Below are 23,153 nucleotides of genomic sequence, written 5' to 3' on the forward strand. Positions count from 1 at the left end.
ATAATGAATATTGAATTTGATAGAATGATAAAAAATAAAATATCTATTGGGTATATAGATGAAGATGAATATAATGCTATCCACGTTGCTTATGGCATAGATAATAATTTTTTATATGGCTGTGGTGTTTCTATAGTTTCTCTATTAATTAATAACTTAGATAAAAAATTTATTTTTCACGTATTTATTGATAATTTAATGAAAGATGCGGATATTAAAAAGTTCCGTGAAATTTGCTCTCAGTATAATACAAGAGTTATTTTGTATTTTATCGATGCAACAAGCCTAAGTAACTTACCTACAACAAAAAATTGGACTCATGCTATCTATTTTAGATTTATTATTGCAGAATACTTTAAAAATAAAATTAACTATTTGCTATATCTTGATGCGGATATTATTTGTCACAGAAAAATCGATGACTTAATCCATGAAATGTTAGATGGTAAGGTTGCTGCTGTTGTTGCTGAGCGTGATGCAAGTTGGTGGAAAAATAGAGCTAACAATTTAGGCTTCCCAGAGATTTCTGCTGGCTACTTTAATAGTGGAGTGATGTATATCAACTTGGTCGTTTGGCACGAGCAGCATGTGACTAAAAATGCAGTTGATTTACTGATGAATCATTCTATTTCTGCTAAGCTGAGTTACCCAGATCAGGATGTACTCAATATATTATTAATGGGTAAGGTTGTTTACATTAAAAGTATTTTTAATACTCAGTTTAGTTTGAATTATGAGCTTAAAGATAAATTTGAATATCCTGTTAATGAACAGACTGTTTTTATTCACTATGTTGGGCCGACAAAGCCTTGGCATGAATGGGCTTGTTACCCTTCAGCAGAGCCATTTCTTAAAGCTAGAATGGCATCACCATGGCGAGATATTCCGTTGATGGAGCCAAGTAGTAGCAATTATCTGCGCTATTGTGCTAAACATAAGATAAAACAGAAAAAATACTTACAAGGGCTTATTTTTTATATTCAATACTTTGTGAGTAAAATAAAACGATAATAGGTGCTTAAGTGGATTTAATAAAAGAAAAGATAGAGCTAGGGACGAAAGGCTTTGAAGCCGATTTGAACATTGCGTATGGCGTGGATAAAGGCTTCCTATTTGGTTCTGGAATATCAATGAATTCTATTATTATCAATAATAGAGATCTTAAGCTGAAATTTAATTTGTTTACAGATTTCATAGATGATAATTTTTTAATTAAACTTAAAGAACTCGCATCTAATGATAATGTTAATATTGATGTGTATATTTTAAATGCGGATAAACTTAAAAAATTGCCTACATCACATGTATGGTCATATGCGACTTATTTTAGGTTTTTTATTTTTGATCATTTATGTAATACGCTTCCATCAATTCTTTATTTAGATGCTGATGTTTTTTGCAAGGGAAGCTTATATCACTACACAGAAATCGCGTTTCAAGATACGTATGCCGCAGTGATTCCTGATGTTCCGAATATGCAGAGCTCATGTGAATCACGATTAGAAATTCCGATGCTGAAAGATAAATATTTCAATGCAGGTGTTATTTTTCTAAATTTAAAAAAATGGAAGAGTAAAAATTTTACTGAGGTCGCGTTTAAGTTAATTACAGAAAATCATACAGGAAAACCATTGAAATATTTAGACCAAGATGCGCTAAATATTTTGTTTAATGGCAACAATATTTACCTATCAAGAGATTATAATTGCATCTATACGCTAAAAAATGAATTGGAAGGAATCAATTATAGAGACTATATTACAGACTCTACTAAGTTAATTCACTATACTGGAGCAACTAAACCTTGGCATTATTGGGGGGTAGGATATCCTTCGAGTGAGACATTTAAGATCGCCTTTGATAGTTCCCCTTGGAAAAATTGTCAATTAATTCAAGCTAAGAAAAAAGCTGAATATCAAGAAAGGTATAAGCATGAATTTCATCAGAGTAAATTCATTACGGGTATAACTAGCTTAGTTAAATACAAATTATTTAAATAAAAATGACAGGGAGCACAGTATTAATTAGCGGCTCCCTTTTTTTAGTTTAAGTTATTTACCCTGAATATTAATAACCTCATCATTGTCTTGCCGTAATTGTTTATATTTTTCTCTTGGATTATAGTTCTCATCATTTTTTGATGAAAATAAGCTATAGTTTTTATCTAATTGGGGGGTGTTGATTCCTAACCAGTTAGCTAGGCCTTCAGTAAAGGATAAACCTGACTTTTGTACTTTAATATATTTTTTTAGCATATCATCAGAAGATATTCTTATTAATGGAATATCTAATATTTTAGTTGATGAATGGCTTAAGCTCATCTTGAATTTATTATCAACTATACTATGAGATAAACCATGGTCAGAGAAATATAAAATAGAAAATGTACGTCCATTTTTTCTTTCTTGGGTACGCAAGGTATCATATATTTCATTAATTAACTTATCTGTTTTTTCGATACTTGCAACATAACAAGAAATATTTTTATATTTTTCATCTTTTGTAATATATTTATTTTCATAATCTTCAATTCTGGCACAGGTATCGGGATGTGAGCCATATAGATGAATGATAAATAACCGTTTTTGCTTTTTATCAGTTTTTAAATGTAGTTCTGTCTTAAAATAATCTACTAGCTTAAAATCACTTGAATTATCAGAATTATAAGCACCAATTTTAATGAATTTTTTAACATCACTTCTAGCAGCAATAAAGCTAATTGGTGTGTCGTATTCACCGATAAAACCCTGATTTGAAAGCCAGAATGTTTTAAAACCTGCAGACTTTGCTAGGTCAATGAAATTTAATCCGTAATTCGGTGTCCAGTTATCCTTATAAGGGTATGTTAGCATGAGCCGTAGAGATGATATTGTATTGACTCCTGGGGCTGTTAAACCATCAATAATAGTTGCGTTTACACGAGATAAAAACGGTGTATTATTGATTGGGTAACCATAAATTCCCATGTAGTCCCTTCTGACACTCTCACCGATAATCAATACATAGTCATCATAAGATGTTGTATCATTATTGAGAATAGGTGTACTCCAGTTGCTTTTTTTAGTGTATGGGCTTAAGGTTTCGAGCTCTTTTTGTAAGCTATTAATTGATTGATAACCATTGTTAAATATTTTAAAAGGAGCTTGGTCAATTAACGAAATCATAACTAGACATATAATTAGCGACTTATTTTTATAAAATTTAATATCTTTAGCACTAATTATTTTTTTAAATATAATGAAGCCTATAAGAATAACTAGACTTGATAAGTAGTTCTTTAATGGTATTTGAGTGAAGAATTCGAATGTTTCTAAAGCATCGGTAGCGACTATAGAAGCGAGATATTGATAGGTAGGAGAGCCAAATGTGAGTCCTATAGGGGTATATAAAGCATATACAGTTATAATGATAGAACCGACGACCCAGTATGCTTTTTTTGATGAGCTTAATATAATAAAAAATAGACATATTAACGTTATATCTCTAATACTTGGGTGTGAAATCCCTGAGCCTTTTAACATCATTTTAGAAAAAATGATTAAGATTATTAGTGCAAATATACTAAAAAATATTTTTTTTATATCAAATTTGTTTATCATGGCTGTATGTCTAAGGTTTTAAGATAACGACTAAAATTATTTAATATTATGGCTTTATTTATACTAATTTAGTATATTTTAGTGGCTATAATTGAGAAGATGGTAGAAAGTACAAGTAGTATTTTTTTGGAACACTCATGGTATTTTACTGGGAAACTTAATGAATAATCAATCTTTTCTTATGAAAAATGACGCAGCTAGAAGTGAACCTTTAGTAACTATCATTATACCTGTATACAATTCCAGTGATTTTATCTTAGATACTATTAATTCTATTATCATTCCTGATGATTGTCATGTGGAAATTATCATTGTTGATGATGGCTCAACGGATGATACCGTGAGAATTATTAATCACTATTTTGGTATTAATCAAGTGATTAAAATTATCTCAGTTCCAAATGGTGGTGTTTCAAAAGCAAGAAATATCGGTATTCAGAATGCTCAAGGTGAATTTATTTGTTTTTTAGATAGTGATGACCAGTTTGAACCTAGTTTTTTATCTATTCTGATTAAGGAAATGAAGGAAAACAAGGTTGATGTACAGCTTTGTGGGTATTATAAGCATTATGTGAACAATATAGATAAACAACCTAAATCGTATTATGATACTCAATTGTTACTCAGATATTTATCTGAAGATATCTCTTTTCATATAGGTTCAATGTTAATAAAGAAATCATTTCTTGATGAAAATAATATATTCTTCAATGAAAAACTATTCTTTGGCGAGGATATTTTATTTATTTGTCAATTGCTAGCATTAGCGGAATGCAAAATGAGCCTAGACTATTTATATCACCATAATTACAGGAAAGATTCATTAACGACTTCAATATGGGACAATGATGATTATCTTCATGATATCTACGCTATGCAGACCCTTAGCAAAGAAATAAAAAAAATTTATGAAGGTGAAGACAAAGACGAAGTTTTTAATAAGCTGAGTAATATGGTTACTAATAGAAAAATTAGATACTTATGGAAGTTGTTTTTAAGTAAAAAATACAGCTTATTGAAAGAGCTATGTGATGCAAATTTTTTGGATTCACAGGAATATATCCAAGCAGAGGAACTACCAGTTAAATACAAAAAAAGAATGATGGTATTCAAGTTAAATAACATCACTCTTTGGAAAATAATTAGATTGTTTAACTTTAAAAAAGTTAGGTCTCATTTATAGCAGTCTGTTGATTATATTGATAACTCAAAATTAGAATAAGTGCTAGGCACCAAGATAAAGAAACCTGAGTCGATATAATTAATGTATCACTAAAGCCTAAAATGATTAAGCTAATTGAAAAACCTAATAAAAAAGGATTTTTACTATACTTAAGCGCATAGAAAATGATAGCAAAATAGAATGCCAAAGTTAATAGTATGCCATTAACCCAGCCTTTTGTTGATAATGTTTCAATTAGGTCATTATGCAAATGTGCATGAAAATGATTTCTGGCTCCTTGCAGGCTTTTATCGGCTTTAGCAAGTGTAATTATTTTACTATTACGTTCCTCTGCGGATTGCCAAAATAAATTATCACTTGAAGAATAAATGCCTGCTTTGATCATTGCTAGTCGATCACCGACTGAAGATTTTTTACCTTCTTCTATATATAGCACAATTTCATGACTAGCTTGAGTCATTCTACTGGAAATAGTATCTTTAAAAACCAGAATACAGGATAAGATTATCAAAAAAGGGAGCACAAATTTCTTTTTATTGACAGTTTTAACTTTATTACTATAAAGAATAAAGATTAAAATTGAGACAAAAGGATATAGGAGTATGCCCGCTCTAGTTTCGGTTAAAATAATAATCAGGTAAGTCAATACTAGTGATAAAAAGTAAAAACTATAATTAAACTTTAATTTTGATTGTAGAAATACGGCTTGCGTATAGATTGATAAAAATATAATAGAATATGCTGCACCAGTTGCATTAGATGCATTACTAAAAGATAATTCAACGCGTGGATAGTGTAGGTAGAAAGCTTGATAAATGGCATAAGAAAAAATGCCTATTTGGATAATAAAAGCAGAAAAAACATATAGCTTATTTATAATAATTGATTTTTTTTGTTTATTTGTAAACAAAAGAATAAAACTACAAAAAATAGCTATTTTGCCCATTTGGAAATAACCGTAATATACATTTTTGTAGATGGAATCATCTGTTTTATATAACTCAACCCAAGCTAAATTAGACAGTCCTATTAGGAATAATGGGACTGATATTATTAAAATATTACTACGTAAATAATATTTCGGATATATCAATGCTATAATTATTGATATAATTCCTGTTAGATTAAATATTTTACTAGTGATATTTGGCTTATAGGGAAGTAATATTATAGATATAATGCAAAGAATAAATATTATAGTAGGTGAATATTTATGTATTGATTGCTGTATCTTTTTGCTTTCCAAAAAAAATTTTTTCATAAAAATATTGACTCTATAATTATTATATAAGCTAGGCTACTGTATTAGGATAACCTATGTTATATAAACAGAAAAGCAAGAAATTAATTTAGATATTCAGAAAACTATGAGGGTGTTATGCCAGAACTACCAGAAGTCGAAACAAGCCGTCGTGGTATCGAACCCCATTTGGTTGGTAATACAATCTCTTATGCCATTGTACGTAACGGTCGTTTACGTTGGCCAGTTAGTGAACAAATTAAAAGTTTATCAGATGAAGCGGTTTTGAGTGTTCAACGTCGCGCTAAGTATTTGCTGATTGAATTGCAAACAGGGTGGATTATTGTACATCTTGGTATGTCTGGTAGTGTCCGAATTTTAACGGAAGAATTACCTGAAGAAAAACATGACCATGTAGACCTCATTATGCGTGATGGCAAAGTACTTCGCTATACCGACCCTCGTCGTTTCGGTGCTTGGCTTTGGTGTGATGACTTAGAAACCAGCTCTATACTTGCGCATTTAGGTCCTGAACCGCTATCTGATGCTTTTAATCCTCACTATCTTTATGAATTAGCTCAAAAAAAGAAAGTCGCTATCAAGCCTTGGTTAATGGATAACAAAGTTGTAGTTGGTGTTGGTAATATTTATGCTAATGAAGCCTTATTTGCGGCAAAAATCTCACCCGAAAAAATTACCAATACACTAACTTTGGAAGAGGTTACTGAATTAGTTCAACAAATTAAAAAAGTTTTACAGCGCTCTATCGAACAAGGTGGCACAACGTTGAAAGATTTTTTGCAGTCGGATGGTAAGCCGGGCTACTTTGCTCAAGAGCTGTTCGTGTATGGCAAAAAAGGCGAACCCTGTTCAATGTGTGGAACACCAATTGAAAGTATTAAACAGGGCCAACGTAGCACCTTTTTTTGCCCGCAATGCCAAAAGTAGTAGGTACTTACTATTTTTTATTGAGCTTCTTTAACATTGCCTCAGCAACGACTGGGGGCAAGAAAGAAGAAATATCACCATCATGAAGTGCAACATCCTTTATTAAAGATGAAGAAACAAAGGATAAACTTTGTGATGGTAATAAAAATACGGTTTCTAAATCCGGCACAAAGTGGCGGTTCATATTTGCCAGTTGCCACTCATACTCAAAATCGGCGACCGAGCGAACACCCCGAATGAGAATATTGGCCCCATTCTTTTGTGCAAAATTTGCCATTAGTTCAGAAAAACCAACGACTTCTACATTATTAAGATGAGAAGTGACTTCTTTAGCAAGAGCAACACGTTCATCAAGGGAGAACATCGGGTTCTTTCGTTGGCTATTAGCAATAGCGAGTAGGACATGGTCAAACATTGCTGCTGCACGAGTAACAATATCAACATGTCCAGATGTAACCGGGTCAAACGTACCAGGGTAAATAGCCTTGTGTTTCATGGCGATAGTATCTCTTTGTTTGCTATTACTTATTCGAAAAAACAGCATGAATAAGCGTTGATAGTAATTAACATTATCGGCTATCTGGCATGGTTGCAACTGTAGATAGTGGTCTGTTATCATTTTTAGGTGCATATTCTGCACACTTTTATTTGAGCTTTATGCTAAGATAGCGCCAATTTTGGTAAGTGAATCAGAACGAATGTTATTGCTGCGTTTATATCAGGTACTTCTTTATCTTATCCAGCCATTTATATGGGTTCGCCTATTGCTGCGCAGCCGTAAAGCGCCTGCGTATCGTAAACGGTGGGGCGAGCGCTATGGTTTTTGCGCGGGGAAAGTAAGGCCTCAAGGTATTTTGCTCCATTCAGTCTCTGTTGGGGAGACTCTCGCGGCGGTTCCTCTTGTTCGCGCACTTCGCCATCACTATCCCTCATTACCAATTACTGTGACGACGATGACGCCAACTGGCTCTGAGCGTGTACTTTCTGCTTTTGGTGATGATGTTGACCACGTTTACTTGCCTTATGACCTTCCCGGATCAATGCGCCGTTTTCTTAAACAAGTAGACCCTAAACTTGTGATTATCATGGAAACTGAGTTATGGCCAAACATGATAAATCAGCTCCATAAACGTAAAATTCCTTTGGTTATTGCTAATGCACGGTTATCTGAGCGTTCCGCTCGGGGGTATCAAAAGCTCGGCAATTTTGTAAAACGGATGCTGCGTAATGTCACGATAGTTGCTGCCCAGCACCAGGAGGATGGCGAGCGCTTTGTTCAACTTGGGTTAAGGCGAATGCAATTGAATGTGACGGGGAGCTTAAAGTTCGATATTTCTGTGACACCTGAATTGGCTGTTAGGGCAATAACATTGCGTAGGCAATGGGCTGCTCACCGCCCTGTTTGGATTGCTACGAGTACACACGAAGGTGAAGAAGCAATTGTATTAGAAACACATCAAAAATTGTTAGCACGCTTTCCTGACTTACTATTAATTTTGGTTCCTCGTCATCCTGAACGTTTTGCCAAAGCAGAGGAACTCACTCAAAAAGCAGGTTTAACATTTATTCGCCGTAGTGCCAATACTGTCCCAACATCTGATATACAAGTGGTTATTGGCGATACGATGGGGGAGTTAATGCTGCTATACGGTATTGCGGATATTGCATTTGTTGGGGGAAGTTTAGTTGAAACAGGGGGGCATAACCCTCTTGAAGCCGCTGCTCATGCTTTACCTGTTTTAATGGGGCCTCATACGTTCAATTTCAAAGATATCTGTGGGAAATTAAAACAAGCAGATGGTTTAATTACGGTAACAGATAGTGAATCGATGGTTCAAGCCGTGACCAGTTTGCTTTCTGATGAAGATTACCGGTTATATTATGGTCGACATGCTGCAGAAGTGCTGCATGAAAATCAAGGGGCCTTACAGCGCCTCTTGAAATTACTGCAACCTTATTTGCCTCCGAAAGAACAATAGTCGTCAATAAAGTCTTTTCTTGAGTAGAAACTTGAACATTACAGCAATAAACTGTGAATATTTCATGGCATACCTTAGTATTATTCCTAAACTATAGTAGACTGCACCGTTTATTATTGAGCCGTTCTAGTTTGGTTTATTGCACTTGAAGTCGCGCCCAAATGGAATGTTGAAATTTTTTCTTATCTTTTAAGACTATATGCCTGCTATCAATCAATCAATATCAAATAAATATGTCTATCTATGGGTTATAGGCTACGCTATCGCTTGGATCTTAGCGAGTTTCTATTTTGACCCAACGGTACCTTATGACACTGTAGAAGCAGTGAATTGGGGAATGAATGGCGAATGGGGCTCCCCTAAAAACCCATGGTTTGTTGGGGTATTGATGTGGCCTGCAATTTATTTAGGGATATCATATAGCTTCTATTGGTATTTTATCCATTTTGCGGGTATTGCATTTGGTTTGCTTGGTGTGTGGAAACTCGCTTTTCATTTAACAGGGCGTCGTGACCTAGCTTGGTTTGCGATGCTGATGTTAAATTTATCAGGTGTAATTAATTTCGATATCATCCCATATAATGATAACTATATTTTAGTGACTTTATGGCCATGGACTATTTACTTCTTTCTACGCGCTGTAGATGACAACCCTGCATGGTGGCTACCTTTTGCCTTGTTTGCAGGGTTGGCCACGATGGGGAAATACTCAACTTTAGCTTTAGTTGGCTCTGTTTTCTTGTTAACACTATTTGTAAAGCAGGTTCGCCAAAGTTATCGCCACCCCGTGTTTTATCTCGCAATTGCCCTTTGGTTTGGGCTGGTATTACCGAATTTCTTTTGGTTAATGGCGAGTGATTTTTCTGCGTTTAAATGGGTTGATTCGCAAATTGACCCTGGTTTCAATTTGCATACAACTCAAGCTGCGCTTAGTGTTTTTTACCCACTAATCATTGCTGCTGTGATCGTTTATCGTGGTGGCGGTAAGTTAGGCTGGCCGAAACCTATTGCCAATAGAATGGCTAATTTTATTATCTTATTTCCACTTATTGTGATTTATGGCTGGTTTTCATTCCATGATGGCGGTCGGATCACCGAATGGTTACAACCATTTATGGCCGTTTGCGCACCGTTATTTGTTGGTTCGATCACGGTGCTGCCGAAAAAAATCTTTAAAAAATCATTAGTGGGCTTTGCCGTTTTTGGTGCTTTAGTGTTAGTCGGGTATATCACGGTGCAAGCGGCAAACATCCGTGGAGCAGGGCAAAAATTTATTGGTGTCAAAGACCTGATTGCAGAAGGTGAGCAACGTTGGTATCAGCGATATGGTACGCCAGTTAAATATGTTGGTGGGGAAGATAACCAGTATCAATGGTTTATCATTTACGCAAAAGATAGACCGCATGTGATCCAACCTTGGTCGATGGAAAAACATATGCCACCAAATGTATATAATCGTGATATTACCGAAGCGGAAATTCGCCAGCATGGTGCATTGCTACTCGGCAAAAAATATGATGATTGTGCCCATGAGAACTTTGCTAAAGTACGTAAGTTTTGGCCGCAATTTACGATAGAAAAAGAAGATGTGATTTACCGTTCTGAACCGGATGCCGCACCTGAAACTATGTGCTTTGGGTTTATTGCGCCGGAACAAAAGAAATAAAAGGGTTTAAATTTATGTCATTAAGCGGTCGGTTGACCGCTTTTTATCAATTTAGTTATGACTTTGATTAGAGATATCGGGCTAGTTGCCGATAAACATCAAGAGCTTGAATACTCGCCATCGTATTTTCAGGAGGCTTAATGGTATTCTGCCCTTGCCCATATCCCCCTATCAACCCTGGGTCAGTGGGCCCAAACAGGGTGAAATTGGGTTTATCAAGCGCAGCAGTCAAATGGCTAAGCCCAGTATCGACAGAAACCACTGCTTTAGCATTAGCAATTTGTTGTGCAACCTCAGCTAAAGTCAGTTTTGGCAATACCTCGACAAAATCAAAGCCTTTCGCTAACCGCTCTGCACGTTGTTGCTCATGAGGCGCACCCCACGGCAGTTTAATTTGAATACCACTATTCGCCATTAATCTAATGAGTTCTCGCCAGTTTTCTTCTGGCCAGTGTTTATCATCGCGGGTTGTTGAATGCAAAAAGACGACGTAAGGGCTTTGCCCATCTTCAGATGATTGCAAAAAATGGCGTGCAATGGCGTAATCCCCTTGCTGTGTTGGGCAATCATAGCTAAGGCTTTTGGCAAACAGTTGGCGGATGCGTTCGACAGCATGTTGTTGTTTACTAATTGCATAACGGTGGTCATAGAACCAACTGGCTAACGGCTCGCGAATACTATGGCGGTCGTACCCATGTTTGTCACCCTTTGCTAAACGGGTGACAAGAAAAGCGCTCTTTAATAACCCTTGAGCATCAATGATGGCGTCATACTGTGTTGCTTGTAATTTCTTGCGAAATTCTGCACGTTCGGCCCTAATCGGTGCAGAAAACCAATTTTTTCGCCAGCGGCGAATGGCCACAGGGATCACTTGGTTAACGGCACTGTGCCATGTCGGAATTTGCGCGAAGCCTTCCTCAACGACCCAATCAAATTGGATACCGGGTATGGCTTGTTGTGCATCGGTCAGTGCTGGTAATGAGTGTAAAACATCTCCCATTGAAGATGTCTTGACTAATAATACTCTCATTATTCAATACCTATATTTAACCGAGCTAACGCATCGATAACTAATTGAGGTTGGATATCAATCAAACTTTGGTGATAACCACTTTCACCGTCACCTTTACGCACTTTGTGATACCCCGTAATTAGGCGGATCACTTCTGCTTTATCTGATAATGGCGGGGTGAAATCAGGGCTACTTGGACCATATAAGGCGACAAGAGGTTTACCTAGCGCTGCTGCGACATGCATCAAACCAGAGTCATTACTGACAACGGCAGTACAGGCATCGATCAGATTCACAGCTTGTTCTAAAGATGTTTTTCCTGAAAAATTATGGCAATGTAATTTCGCATCATCAGTCAGCTCTAAACGAATGGCTTCACCGGCTTCGTGGTCTTTTTGTGAACCAAATAGCAGCACCTGATAGCCTTTTTCGCTAATTAATGTTTGAGCGAGAGAAGCGTAGTGATAGTGTGGCCAACGTTTGGCTGGCCCGAACTCTGCACCAGGGCAAAAACCAACAATAGGGCGAGAACCATCAACCCCAAAAGTTTGCAGGGTTTCAGTGACTTCTTGCGGCACTGTCACCAGTTTAGGCGGTAAAATTGGTGTCGGAATATCGGAAGCTGATTGAATAGTTTGCTTATCATAAGCTAGAGCAACATATCGCTGCACCATTAAAGGAAAAGCGTCTTTATTTAGTGGGCGAATATCATTGAGTAGGCCATAGCGCATTTCTCCCCGCCACCCGGTTCTTTTGGGGATTTTTGCAAAGAAAGGCACACATGCAGACTTCAAAGAATTGGGTAACACAATAGCTTGATCATAGCCATTTGCTTGCAAACTTTTGCCTAATCGACGACGTTCACCAATTTCAAGTGCCCCATGGCCTAGCGGCATAGGAATTGCGTTACTGACTTCGGGCATTTTGGCAAGTAAAGGGCGACACCATTGTGGCGCCATCACATCAATCTGCGCATGGGGCTGTAACGCCTTTATTGTGCGATAAAGGCTCTGTGACATCATCATATCCCCTACCCAAGAAGGGCCGATCACCAATATTTTCATAAATAATAATTACGCGTCTTTATTTAGCCATTGCATATATTCAGCAACACCTTCTGCAACCGTCTTAAATGGTGCAGTATAGCCGGCGGCACGTAGCTTAGTGAGGTCAGCTTGTGTGAAGCTTTGGTAGTGGCCTTTTAATTTTTCAGGGAATTCAATATATTCGATAGCGACATTTTTATCTTTGTGGAATTCAGTGACTGCATCAGCAACGGCTTGGAAAGATTCCGCTCGCCCTGTACCGCAGTTAAAAATACCTGAAACATTATTTTCCCAGAACCACAAGTTAACCGCGGCTACATCACCGACATAAATAAAGTCACGACGGAAACCATCGCTACCTTCGAACAGTTTTGGACTTTGCCCTTCATTAATTTGCTTATTTAGGTGATAAGCAACGCTTGCCATGCTGCCTTTATGGTTTTCATTTGGCCCATAGACGTTGAAATAACGGAAGCCACAGACTTGCGAACCCGCTTCAGGCAAAATTTCGCGAACGTATTGGTCAAACTGGAATTTTGAATAGCCATATACATTCAACGGTTTTTCAAATTGGCGCTCTTCGATAAAATTATCGCTACGGCCGCCATATGTCGCCGCTGATGAGGCGTATAAGAAGGGAATTTCCCGCTCTAAACAGTAGTGTAGTAACTCTTTAGAATATTGATAGTTATTATCCATCATATATTTGCCATCCCACTCAGTGGTTGATGAGCAAGCACCTTCATGGAATACCGCGTCCACATCACCGAAATCATCACCGGCAATGATACTAACAATAAAATCTTCTTTGTCTGCGTAATCGGCAATATCAAGGTCAACAAGGTTGGCAAATTTAGTGCCATCTTTCAGATTATCGACTACTAGGATATCTGTGCGGCCAATTGCGTTTAGAGCTCTAATAATATTGCTGCCAATAAAGCCAGCTCCACCAGTGACTATGATCATTGGATATACCTCAAATGGGTTAAAAAAATAGAATAACAATGGGTGACTATAATAACACCTCTTTCCATCGACAGCAGTATTGTTAATAGAGATTTGAACTAGTGTGTTAATCAGAACAAGGCCATTATCGTGATCTTGCCTACAAACTTCACTTATTTGTGCTGTGAATGTCGCTACCAACAGAGACTATTATTAAACTCTATTAATAGTCATTATACAGGAACAAATCATGTCAGATAAATTTTACCAGCAGATCCAAGACCAATTGGTGCAAATTGAAGCGGATGGGTTATTTAAAAATGAACGCATCATTACCACTTCACAAGATGCTGACATTGAAATTATCGGCGGCCAGCGAGTGATTAACTTTTGCGCAAATAACTACCTTGGGCTGGCGAACCATCCTGCATTGATTGAGGCGGCAAAGCAAGGAATGGATAGCCATGGTTTTGGAATGGCTTCTGTACGGTTTATTTGTGGTACCCAAGACAGCCATAAGGTTCTCGAACACAAGCTCGCTGACTTTCTTGGTATGGAAGATGCTATTTTGTATTCTTCTTGTTTTGACGCAAACGGTGGGTTATTTGAAACATTACTAGGGCCTGAAGATGCAATTATTTCAGATGCATTAAATCATGCTTCAATTATTGATGGTGTCAGGCTAAGTAAAGCAAAACGTTACCGTTATAGTAATAACAACATGGCCGAGTTAAAAACACGTCTTGAAGAAGCGAAAAGCGCGGGGGCTCGGCATATTCTAATTGCCACAGATGGCGTATTTTCGATGGACGGTGTCATCGCCGACCTTCAGTCAATTTGCGACCTTGCTGATGAATATCAAGCTTTAGTCATGGTTGATGATTCTCACGCAGTCGGCTTTGTGGGGGAAAATGGCCGTGGTAGCCATGAGTACTGCAATGTCATGGGGCGCGTCGATATTATTACAGGAACATTAGGAAAAGCACTGGGGGGAGCCTCTGGTGGGTATACTGCTGCGAGAAAAGAGGTCGTTGAATGGTTACGTCAGCGTTCTCGCCCGTATTTATTTTCCAATTCCCTTGCGCCAGCCATTGTTGCTGCATCCATTAAAGTCATCGATATGATGAGTGAAGGGCAACATTTACGTGAGAAGTTATGGAATAACGCCATGTTATTTAGGGAGAAAATGACATTGGCTGGTTTTACGCTCGCGGGGGCTGATCACGCAATTATCCCCGTTATGTTAGGGGATGCGAAGTTAGCCCAAGTATTCGCCAAAGAGCTTCTTAATGAAGGTATTTATGTTACCGGCTTTTTCTATCCTGTTGTGCCGCAAGGCCAAGCTAGGATACGTACCCAAATGTCTGCAGCACATAGTAAGGAGGATATTTTACACGCCGTTGAAGCATTCACCCGCATAGGTAAAAAACTAAACATAATCAAATAATAAGGCCGTCTATGAAAGCACTGTCCAAATTAAAAGCAGAGCCAGGTATATGGATGACAGATGTTCCTAAACCGGAACTCGGGCACAATGATGTGATGATAAAAATTCGTAAAACCGCTATTTGTGGTACGGATGTCCATATCTATAACTGGGATGAATGGTCGCAAAAAACGATCCCTGTCCCTATGGTAGTCGGTCATGAATATATAGGGGAAATTGTTTCCATTGGGCAGGAAGTGAAAGGTTTTAATATTGGTGACCGGGTCTCTGGTGAGGGGCATATTACCTGTGGTCATTGCCGAAACTGTCGTGGTGGCCGTACCCATCTTTGCCGTAATACTATAGGCGTGGGGGTCAACCGTACTGGCTGCTTTGCTGAATACCTAGTCATCCCCGCATTCAATGCCTTTAAAATTCCCGATAATATCCCTGATGAAATTGCCGCTATTTTTGACCCTTTTGGCAATGCAGTTCATACCGCACTATCCTTTGATTTGGTTGGGGAAGATGTTCTGGTTTCAGGCGCAGGCCCTATCGGTATTATGGCTGCCGCAGTTTGCCGACACGTTGGTGCCCGCCACGTTGTGATCACAGATGTTAATGACTATCGTCTTGAATTAGCGAAAAAAATGGGGGTGTCACGAGCGGTCAATGTCAGTCGTGAAAATTTAAAAGATGTAATGAACGAACTTGGTATGAAAGAAGGCTTTGATGTCGCATTAGAGGTTTCAGGCGCCCCAGCCGCTTTTCAAACCATGTTAGATACCATGAACCACGGTGGACGAATTGCATTATTAGGGATCCCCCCAGCTTCGATGGCGACGGATTGGAGCCAAGTCATATTCAAGGGGCTGTTTATTAAAGGGATCTATGGCCGGGAAATGTTCGAAACATGGTACAAAATGGCGACCCTAGTACAATCAGGGTTAGACTTATCACCGATTATTACTCACCAATTTCCGATTGATGAGTTCCAAAAAGGCTTTGATATCATGTGCTCAGGGCAGTCTGGTAAAGTTATATTAAATTGGGATTAACTTTTATAACGTAATGTCCCTTTTCCCCCTTCTGCATTATTTCCACGCCAGAAGGGGACTACCACCTGTTGAATAGCTTATGACTTGGGTTGTTTAGTCTTTTAATAAAAGAGGTTGTAAGGCCTTGTCGTGATAAATCCCTTCAACTACAAACATAATAAAATCAATTCCTTGTAGTTTATTCTTTGGTGTTTCAAACTCGCAAAGACCTAATTCTGCGGGGGGAGCTTCAACCGTTGTCACCTCTTGTTCGGGCTCGGGTTGTACCTGTACTTCTTCTTCCGGTGTTACGGATGGCGGAGTGGAAGATCCACTATTTTGTGGTTGCTTCGCTTCTTCCGATAGCATTCTGAGTGATTTTGCAGGTTGTTTATCGGCTGGTTGTGGGCTAAGCAGCGAACTAACCGCAACAAGTTCAATATCCGCAGGGAGCTGTGGAAGGTACTTTTGCAAAGCACGTACTGTGGATGGGTGAGGGTGGCCAATCGCAACGGCACTGCCATGTTTACGTGCATAGGCAACGGCTTTGTTAAGTTGACTGCGGGTTTCTTCTTCCGATTGGTGGTTATCGATAAAAATATGGCGGCGTAAGGTTGGCACACCGTATTCTTTCGCCGCATTTTTCACTTGTGTATTACCAATGGTGACACTATCTAAGAAAAATAAATTCGATTGTGACAGGCTGTGCATGACATTACGCATCCCCGGTAAGCTCGATGTCATCTCGCTACCCATATGATTATTCATACCTTTTGCATAGGGTACCCGTTTAATCGCATTCTTAATGAGTTGGTCAATATCCTCTGCACTCATTGAGGGGGATAATGTATCTTTTTCTAAGGGCTGGTTACTCAATGGCTTCATTGGCATGTGGATTAAAATATCCCGCCCTTGCTGATGGGCCTTTTCTGCCACTTCACGACCGTGTGGAGAGCTTGGTAAGATAGCAATAGTGACCGCGGCTGGTAACGCTAAAATTTGGTTATCTTCTTTGACTCGGTAACCAAAGTCATCAATAACGATAGCCAGTTTTGCTGCACTCACCTGTAGACACACCATTAACAAAGAACATCCAATGAGTAATCTAAAGGGTAAGTACTTCAACATAATTTTATCCTAATCTTTTAAATTTAACGTTTTGCTATCGGCCCAACCAAGGTCGAGGGTTTACGGTTTTACCTTGTCTACGGATTTCAAAGTACAAAGCAGGGCGTTCTTGACCACCACTACTACCGACTAAGGCAATAGGCTGACCCGCTCGAACTTCTTGGCCAACATTCACTAATGCGCTTTGGTTATATCCATAAAGGCTCATATCACCTTTACCATGTTCAACGACCACAACCAGCCCATAACCTTGTAGCCAGTCGGCCAGTAACACTCTGCCATCTGCAATGGCTTTTACTTGCGTGCCTTCATTTGCCGCAATAACCATACCTTTCCAGCGTAATTCACTAGAGATAACATCACCATAGTTATGCAGTAATGAACCGCGAACTGGCCAAATTGCTTGCCCAGCAGGGCGCCCTAATCCACCTGTTCGAGACATAAGTGAGCGTTCACTTTCTGACGGTTTATAAGTTGAACCTTTTTGTTTTGCTTGGCGTTCTTTTTCTGCTACTTGTGCACGGATACGAGCAGCTTCACGGGCTTCTCGTTCAGCTCTTGCTTTTGCTTCCCGCTCAGCACGTGCAATTTTGTCTCGTAGCCTTGCTTCGTTTTGTTTTAGAACCGCAAGGTTCTTTTGGTCCTCTTTTAATGTGCTTTCGAGCGCATTTAATGTTTTTTGGCGCGAAGCTCGGGCATTATCGAGTTTGCGCTTTTCTTGCTGTTGACGCGCAAGAGTTGTTTTTTGTTCCGCTTGTTTTTTCTGTTCCAGTTGCTTTTGTTCTTGTAGCGTTTGAGTTGTTTCTTCCAGTGCGGCAATGTTTTTTTCACGAGCCTGATTTAAATAACTGTAATAGGCTAAAATGCGCTCTTCACGCTGACCTTCTTCACCTTTAAACATTAAGGTAAGCCCTTGATGCTTCCCTAAGCGAAAGGCTGCATCAAGTTGGTCCGCCAGCAGTTTTTCTTGCTGTTGTTTCTTTATTTGGAGTTGTTTTATATTATTATTTAATGAAACTATTTCTTTATCTAATTGTTTTAATTGGTTTTGTGTTTCATGCAAACTACGGCCAGCAGCCGAAATACTTTGTTCTTGCTGCTTGAGTTGATTAAGGAGTGCCGAGCGCTTAGCTTGCTGTTCTTTAACACTTTTTTCTTTTTCGGCAATATTTTTCAGTAAATCGTGTAATTGCCCTTTATTTTCGGTGATCTGATTGGCAAATACGGTGTGGGTAGGGATGAGAGTAAACAGCCCTAAACCCAATAGAGCAGTAATAGCCTGACGAAGAAATGATGCTTTCATTCGATGATGTATATTGGCCATTGTGATAGTTCACCTCAATTAAGTACGATAACTGATTATTTCATCTGCAAGTTATGGTTTCCAGCACTCTCTAACAAATAGTATTGAAAACATTTACAAATTCGGATTTTTGCCCTGAGATAAAGGTTAATTAAGTTAAATTATATAGTTTTATTATCACTGATTTATTTTGTATAGCTAGTATTCAATCATTTTTTTATTATTGAACCCCTATTTAATCCATCACTTGACCCGTTTAGCCATGTTTATGTTAAAATGTCTGCGTACAGTTTCGCGATACAAATGTTATTTTCCAGTGGTTCGGTATTCATTTTGCGTGCTTTACCGCAAAAAAAACACCGTAGTTTGTGTGAATTGGCTGTAATTAGCTCAACACAAAGGTATACTCTGAACCCTTTGATATTCGTTTTTAACTAACGGGAGTGATTGCCCCCCATGATCCAAGAAATCATGCAATTTGTAAGCCGGAACATGTTATTGAGTCTGGTTTGGATAGCGTTATTAGTTGCTGTGGTCGTAATGACCTTTAAAGGTCTTTTCTCTAAAACGAAAGTGATTGCTCGTTCACAGGCGATTACACTGATTAATAAAGAAGAGGCAGTTGTTGTGGATTTGCGTACTCGTGACGATTTCCGCAAAGGGCATATAATTGATTCTATTAACTTAACACCGTCTGAAATTAAAGATAACAATTTAGGCGAATTAGAAAAACATAAACAGAAACCCGTCATTATTGTTTCTGCGAGTGGTATGGAATCAGCTAAACCTGCTGAGCAACTTGCGCAATACGGTTTTGAAAAAGTTTTTGTCCTAAAAGAAGGGATTGCTGGCTGGGCAGGTGAAAACCTTCCATTAGCTCGTGGTAAGAAGTAGTTACCATATATAATAGTTAATCTTGAGTTGCATGTATTAATATGTAACTTGGGTAGTGCAATGCAGAGAGTCTTCTGTAACTCAAAATGAAATTATTTGGGTTACAGCTAGGCGCAAGTGAAGGTATCCAAGGAGCCTACATCAGTATGTGACTTGGGTAGCGCGATGCAGCGAACACCTTCTGTGGCTTAAGAAACAAGGCTTTCCTTGGGTTATTTGGGCTACAGGCAGGCAGCAAATGAAGGTATCCAAGGAGCCTACATCAGTATGTGACTTGGGTAGCGCAATGCAGCGAACACCCCTGTAACTCGAAGAATAACAGGGAAAACTCATATGGAAGTTAAAAGGTACTAAACTATGTCAGAACAAAACAACTCAGAAATGGTATTTCAAATTCAACGTATTTATGCAAAAGACGTTTCATTTGAAGCACCTAACGCGCCTCATATTTTTCAACAAGAGTGGCAGCCAGAAATTAAATTGGATTTAGATACATCTTCAAATCAGCTGTCAGAAGGCGTTTATGAAGTTGTTTTACGTGTCACGACCACGGCAACGTTAGGCGAAGAAACCGCATTCCTGTGTGAAGTTCAACAAGCAGGCGTTTTCTCTATCGAAGGTATTGATGGGACTCAAATGGCGCATTGCTTAGGTGCATACTGCCCGAATATCCTGTTCCCATATGCACGTGAAGCGATTACTAGCTTAGTGGGTCGTGGTACATTCCCACAATTGAACTTAGCGCCAGTTAACTTTGATGCACTGTTCATGAACTACTTACAGCAGCAACAAGGTGAACAAGCGCAGAACTCAGAAGCTCAACAGGACGCTTAATGGATACTGCTTCAATGACAGTGATCGGTGCCGGCTCGTACGGCACCGCTTTAGCCATTACGTTGGCGCGTAATGCACATCAGGTCGTGTTATGGGGTCATGACCCAAAACACATTCGTCAATTAGAACAAGATCGTAGTAATCAGGCTTTTTTGCCTGGCGTTTCTTTCCCTGATAGTTTATCTCTCGAAACGGACTTAAAACGTGCCGTTGAGGCGAGCTCGAATATCTTGATAGTCGTCCCTAGCCATGTTTTTGGTGATGTACTAAAACAAATCCAACCTTATTTACGAGCAGATTCGCGCATTATTTGGGCGACGAAAGGCTTAGAGAGGGATACCGGTCGTTTGTTACAAGATGTGGCACGTGAGGTATTAGGCAATGAAATTCCTCTAGCAGTTTTGTCTGGGCCTACCTTTGCAAAAGAGCTAGCAGCAGGCTTGCCAACAGCAATATCGGTGGCGGCAAGTGATAGCCAATTTGGTGATGACCTACAACAACTTTTCCATTGTGGTAAAAGCTTTCGGGTTTATAAAAACCCAGATATGGTTGGGGTGCAACTTGGTGGCGCAGTCAAAAATGTGATTGCTATCGGGGCGGGTATTTCGGATGGCATGGGCTTTGGTGCCAATGCACGGACTGCTTTGATCACCCGCGGCCTTGCTGAAATGAGCCGCTTAGGTGCAGCACTCGGTGCTGACCCTTCAACCTTTATGGGGATGGCAGGGCTTGGCGATTTAGTGTTAACTTGTACTGATAACCAGTCTCGTAACCGCCGTTTTGGTATGATGTTAGGCGATGGCATAACGGTTGAACAGGCAGAAAAAGAGATTGGCCAAGTGGTTGAAGGTTATCGGAATACCAAAGAAGTCCGTGCTCTTGCTGAACGTGCTGGGGTGGAAATGCCAATTACAGAGCAAATCTATCAAATCCTCTATTGCCATAAAAATGTACTAGAGGCGGCGCAAGCATTACTGGGGCGAGCGACCAAAGATGAAATTGCTGATATGCCAAAACTGCATGATTAATAAAAATTAACCGCATTAAGAAGTTACATAATAGGGTAATTATAAAAATAGATAGGTGAGTGATTATGTCGCGTGAAGAATTGGATAGAATTTGGGGCTTCATTAAAGAAGAAGCGAAGTCGCTTGCTGACTGCGAACCACTCCTAGCTAGTTTTTTTAACGCGACATTATTAAAGCATGATAACTTGGGTAGCGCACTTAGCTATATGTTAGCGAATAAACTCAGTTCACCTATCATGCCTGCTCTTGAAGTCCGCGAAATCGTTGAAGAAGCATATCGCAATGACGAAGGCATGATTTTCTCCGCAGCAATGGACTTAGCTGCGGTTCGCCTACGTGACCCTGCCGTTGATAAATATTCCACTCCATTATTGTACCTGAAAGGCTTCCACGCCTTGCAAGCCTATCGCATCGGGAATTGGTTGTGGAAAGAAGGCCGCCAAGCGCTGGCGGTTTACCTGCAAAATCAAATTTCTGTTTCATTTGGTGTCGATATTCACCCCGCAGCTCGTATTGGTTGCGGTATTATGCTTGACCACGCAACAGGCATTGTAATTGGTGAAACGGCTATTGTGGAAAACGATGTATCTATCTTGCAATCGGTTACCCTCGGTGGTACTGGGAAAACCTGTGGCGACCGTCATCCTAAAGTCAGAGAAGGGGTGATGATTGGCGCGGGGGCAAAAATTTTAGGTAATATTGAAATTGGTCGCGGTGCAAAAATTGGTGCGGGTTCGGTTGTTCTTCATCCTGTTCCGCCACATACTACCGTTGCAGGGGTCCCTGCGAAGGTTGTTGGTAAGCCAAGTAGCGAAATGCCGTCCTTAGAAATGGACCAAAACTTTAACGGCAGTATTTATGGTTTTGAAGATGGTGATGGGATTTGAGTTGCGGGAAGGCGTAATAGGTAGTGAGTTGCTCACTATCGTTGTTATTTTTCAATAGTGTGTTTTTTAAACACATTTCCCTTTTTAAACTGAGTAATCGATTTATTTAAATGTTCGGCATTAGCGGGTGAACGTAATAAATAAGTGGTTTCATTGATACGACCCAATGGGGTATTCGTGGATTGCTCAGTTTGTTTAGTAAAAGGCTCTTTTATTAAAATATCTCGCTTATGTTCAGAAAAGTCACCTACCCCTCCAAATAATTCGAGCTGCACATTGCTTGGGTATTGGTGTCAAGCCAACACCCATACTGCTTGAAGTATGGCTAGGGGAGCCTAGTCTTTTAGCAACGCCCCTGCATACCCCAGCTGTCTCCATGCTTCAAACACCACAACCGCCACGGAGTTGGATAAATTCATACTGCGGCTATCGGCTAGCATTGGAATACGAATTTTTTGCTCCATTGGCATGTTATCGAGAACATAGGGTGGCAACCCGCGTGTTTCCGGGCCAAACATCAAATAGTCATTTTGTTGGTAACTGACATTACTGTGGCTGGGTTTACCTTTGGTGGTTAAGGCGAAGACGCGAGCACCACTTTCTGACTGGTTATTATCGGGGTTTAGCCCCTCACTTTTTAAGAATGCGTAATAATCATGGTGATGTTTGATATCAGCAAACTCGCTGTAATCCAACCCTGCACGGCGTAGGCGCTTATCATCCCAAGTAAAGCCTAATGGGTGAATAAGGTGTAAATCAAAGCCAGTATTAGCGCAAAGGCGAATGATATTGCCGGTATTTGGTGGTATTTCTGGTTCGAATAAGACGATGTGTGGCATAACGTTAGGCTGATATTTGTAATGATGAAATAAATGATGGGTAGAGTTTACGCGCAAATGGGTTTGTTTTCATGTGGAACTTTTATTTGCGGGCTAAAAATTATTTGCACTCTAAAAACAAAAAACGAGCCATAAAGGCTCGTTTCTGAATTAACTCGT

At 39.2% G+C, this 23,153-nt stretch carries 21 protein-coding genes; 12 read left to right on the forward strand and 9 right to left on the reverse strand.

The features are described from left to right. Positions 1–3 precede the first annotated feature (3 nt). Both M1F14_RS03565 and M1F14_RS03570 read left to right on the forward strand, forming a co-directional pair. Positions 4–1,011 (forward strand): glycosyltransferase, encoded by a 1,008-nt coding sequence (locus tag M1F14_RS03565; protein ID WP_181468898.1) that lies wholly within the window; start codon positions 4–6, stop codon positions 1,009–1,011. Positions 1,012–1,022: 11 nt separating this feature from the next. Then, complete coding sequence (locus tag M1F14_RS03570) at positions 1,023–2,000, forward strand: glycosyltransferase (protein WP_166697037.1); 978 nt, start codon at positions 1,023–1,025, stop codon at positions 1,998–2,000. Positions 2,001–2,051: 51 nt separating this feature from the next. Here M1F14_RS03570 and M1F14_RS03575 read toward each other — a convergent pair whose 3' ends face one another. After that, the gene (locus M1F14_RS03575) at positions 2,052–3,599 is read right to left on the reverse strand and encodes a phosphoethanolamine transferase (protein ID WP_181468897.1); all 1,548 of its coding nucleotides are present in this window, start codon (positions 3,597–3,599) and stop codon (positions 2,052–2,054) included. 160 nt (positions 3,600–3,759) lie between these two features. Between M1F14_RS03575 and M1F14_RS03580 the strand changes: the two genes are divergently transcribed. Beyond that, on the forward strand, positions 3,760–4,782 hold the full coding sequence (locus M1F14_RS03580) for a glycosyltransferase family 2 protein (protein ID WP_181468896.1): 1,023 nt from the start codon (positions 3,760–3,762) through the stop codon (positions 4,780–4,782). Here M1F14_RS03580 and M1F14_RS03585 read toward each other — a convergent pair. After that, complete coding sequence (locus M1F14_RS03585) at positions 4,766–6,043, reverse strand: O-antigen ligase (RefSeq protein ID WP_232370502.1); 1,278 nt, start codon at positions 6,041–6,043, stop codon at positions 4,766–4,768. The genes M1F14_RS03580 and M1F14_RS03585 overlap by 17 nt on opposite strands. Before the next feature lie 117 nt (positions 6,044–6,160). On the opposite strand from M1F14_RS03585, the gene mutM reads away from it, so the two are divergent. Continuing rightward, positions 6,161–6,970 carry a bifunctional DNA-formamidopyrimidine glycosylase/DNA-(apurinic or apyrimidinic site) lyase gene (gene mutM, locus M1F14_RS03590; RefSeq protein WP_181468895.1) on the forward strand — a complete coding sequence of 270 codons (810 nt, stop codon included), beginning with the start codon at positions 6,161–6,163 and terminating at the stop codon, positions 6,968–6,970. Positions 6,971–6,980: 10 nt separating this feature from the next. Here the strand turns inward: mutM and coaD are convergent, their stop codons facing one another. Continuing rightward, positions 6,981–7,466, reverse strand: coding sequence for a pantetheine-phosphate adenylyltransferase (coaD, locus tag M1F14_RS03595; RefSeq protein WP_042846826.1), 486 nt, complete (start codon positions 7,464–7,466; stop codon positions 6,981–6,983). A 202-nt stretch (positions 7,467–7,668) separates the two neighbouring features. Here coaD and waaA point away from each other — a divergent pair, with 202 nt between their 5' ends. After that, a complete protein-coding gene (gene waaA, locus M1F14_RS03600; RefSeq protein ID WP_042846726.1) occupies positions 7,669–8,949 on the forward strand; it encodes a lipid IV(A) 3-deoxy-D-manno-octulosonic acid transferase in 1,281 nt (426 codons plus the stop codon). Between the two features lie 199 nt (positions 8,950–9,148). Then, positions 9,149–10,615, forward strand: coding sequence for a glycosyltransferase family 39 protein (locus M1F14_RS03605; protein WP_166696402.1), 1,467 nt, complete (start codon positions 9,149–9,151; stop codon positions 10,613–10,615). A 67-nt stretch (positions 10,616–10,682) separates the two neighbouring features. Here M1F14_RS03605 and rfaC read toward each other — a convergent pair whose 3' ends face one another. From rfaC to rfaD, 3 genes are read right to left on the reverse strand one after another with little or no spacing between them, the layout of a single operon-like run. Then, positions 10,683–11,645, reverse strand: a complete 963-nt coding sequence (gene rfaC / locus M1F14_RS03610; protein WP_181468894.1) for a lipopolysaccharide heptosyltransferase RfaC — start codon at positions 11,643–11,645, stop codon at positions 10,683–10,685. Then, entirely contained in the window at positions 11,645–12,691 is a 1,047-nt protein-coding gene (gene rfaF, locus M1F14_RS03615) for an ADP-heptose--LPS heptosyltransferase RfaF (RefSeq protein WP_181468893.1), read from the reverse strand. The genes rfaC and rfaF overlap by 1 nt, the downstream gene beginning before the upstream one ends. Positions 12,692–12,700: 9 nt before the next feature. Then, the gene (rfaD, locus tag M1F14_RS03620) at positions 12,701–13,639 is read right to left on the reverse strand and encodes an ADP-glyceromanno-heptose 6-epimerase (RefSeq protein ID WP_181468892.1); all 939 of its coding nucleotides are present in this window, start codon (positions 13,637–13,639) and stop codon (positions 12,701–12,703) included. Positions 13,640–13,868: 229 nt separating this feature from the next. On the opposite strand from rfaD, the gene M1F14_RS03625 reads away from it, so the two are divergent. Together M1F14_RS03625 and tdh are read left to right on the forward strand one after the other, a co-directional pair. Then, a complete protein-coding gene (locus M1F14_RS03625) occupies positions 13,869–15,065 on the forward strand; it encodes a glycine C-acetyltransferase (RefSeq protein ID WP_042846721.1) in 1,197 nt (398 codons plus the stop codon). Positions 15,066–15,076: 11 nt separating this feature from the next. Further along, complete coding sequence (gene tdh / locus M1F14_RS03630; RefSeq protein WP_181468891.1) at positions 15,077–16,102, forward strand: L-threonine 3-dehydrogenase; 1,026 nt, start codon at positions 15,077–15,079, stop codon at positions 16,100–16,102. 93 nt (positions 16,103–16,195) lie between these two features. Here the strand turns inward: tdh and M1F14_RS03635 are convergent, their stop codons facing one another. Further along, on the reverse strand, positions 16,196–17,209 hold the full coding sequence (locus tag M1F14_RS03635; protein ID WP_181468890.1) for a divergent polysaccharide deacetylase family protein: 1,014 nt from the start codon (positions 17,207–17,209) through the stop codon (positions 16,196–16,198). A gap of 34 nt (positions 17,210–17,243) precedes the next feature. Further along, positions 17,244–18,533: a murein hydrolase activator EnvC gene (envC, locus tag M1F14_RS03640; RefSeq protein WP_042846717.1), complete on the reverse strand. Its 1,290-nt coding sequence runs from the start codon at positions 18,531–18,533 to the stop codon at positions 17,244–17,246. Between the two features lie 435 nt (positions 18,534–18,968). On the opposite strand from envC, the gene M1F14_RS03645 reads away from it, so the two are divergent. From M1F14_RS03645 to cysE, 4 genes are all read left to right on the forward strand, one after another. Continuing rightward, positions 18,969–19,406: a rhodanese-like domain-containing protein gene (locus tag M1F14_RS03645; protein ID WP_042846716.1), complete on the forward strand. Its 438-nt coding sequence runs from the start codon at positions 18,969–18,971 to the stop codon at positions 19,404–19,406. A gap of 357 nt (positions 19,407–19,763) precedes the next feature. Further along, positions 19,764–20,240 (forward strand): protein-export chaperone SecB, encoded by a 477-nt coding sequence (secB, locus tag M1F14_RS03650; protein ID WP_042846715.1) that lies wholly within the window; start codon positions 19,764–19,766, stop codon positions 20,238–20,240. Continuing rightward, the gene (gene gpsA, locus M1F14_RS03655) at positions 20,240–21,268 is read left to right on the forward strand and encodes an NAD(P)H-dependent glycerol-3-phosphate dehydrogenase (protein WP_042846714.1); all 1,029 of its coding nucleotides are present in this window, start codon (positions 20,240–20,242) and stop codon (positions 21,266–21,268) included. The genes secB and gpsA overlap by 1 nt, the downstream gene beginning before the upstream one ends. 65 nt (positions 21,269–21,333) lie before the next feature. After that, positions 21,334–22,155, forward strand: a complete 822-nt coding sequence (gene cysE, locus M1F14_RS03660) for a serine O-acetyltransferase (protein ID WP_042846713.1) — start codon at positions 21,334–21,336, stop codon at positions 22,153–22,155. Positions 22,156–22,490: 335 nt separating this feature from the next. On the opposite strand, the gene trmL is transcribed toward cysE, so the two are convergent. Continuing rightward, positions 22,491–22,994: a tRNA (uridine(34)/cytosine(34)/5-carboxymethylaminomethyluridine(34)-2'-O)-methyltransferase TrmL gene (gene trmL / locus M1F14_RS03665; protein ID WP_042846710.1), complete on the reverse strand. Its 504-nt coding sequence runs from the start codon at positions 22,992–22,994 to the stop codon at positions 22,491–22,493. Between the last annotated feature and the right edge of the window lie 159 nt (positions 22,995–23,153).

The sequence above is a fragment of the Providencia sp. PROV003 genome (assembly GCF_045040775.1).
In the GTDB taxonomy this organism is placed as follows: domain Bacteria; phylum Pseudomonadota; class Gammaproteobacteria; order Enterobacterales; family Enterobacteriaceae; genus Providencia; species Providencia huashanensis.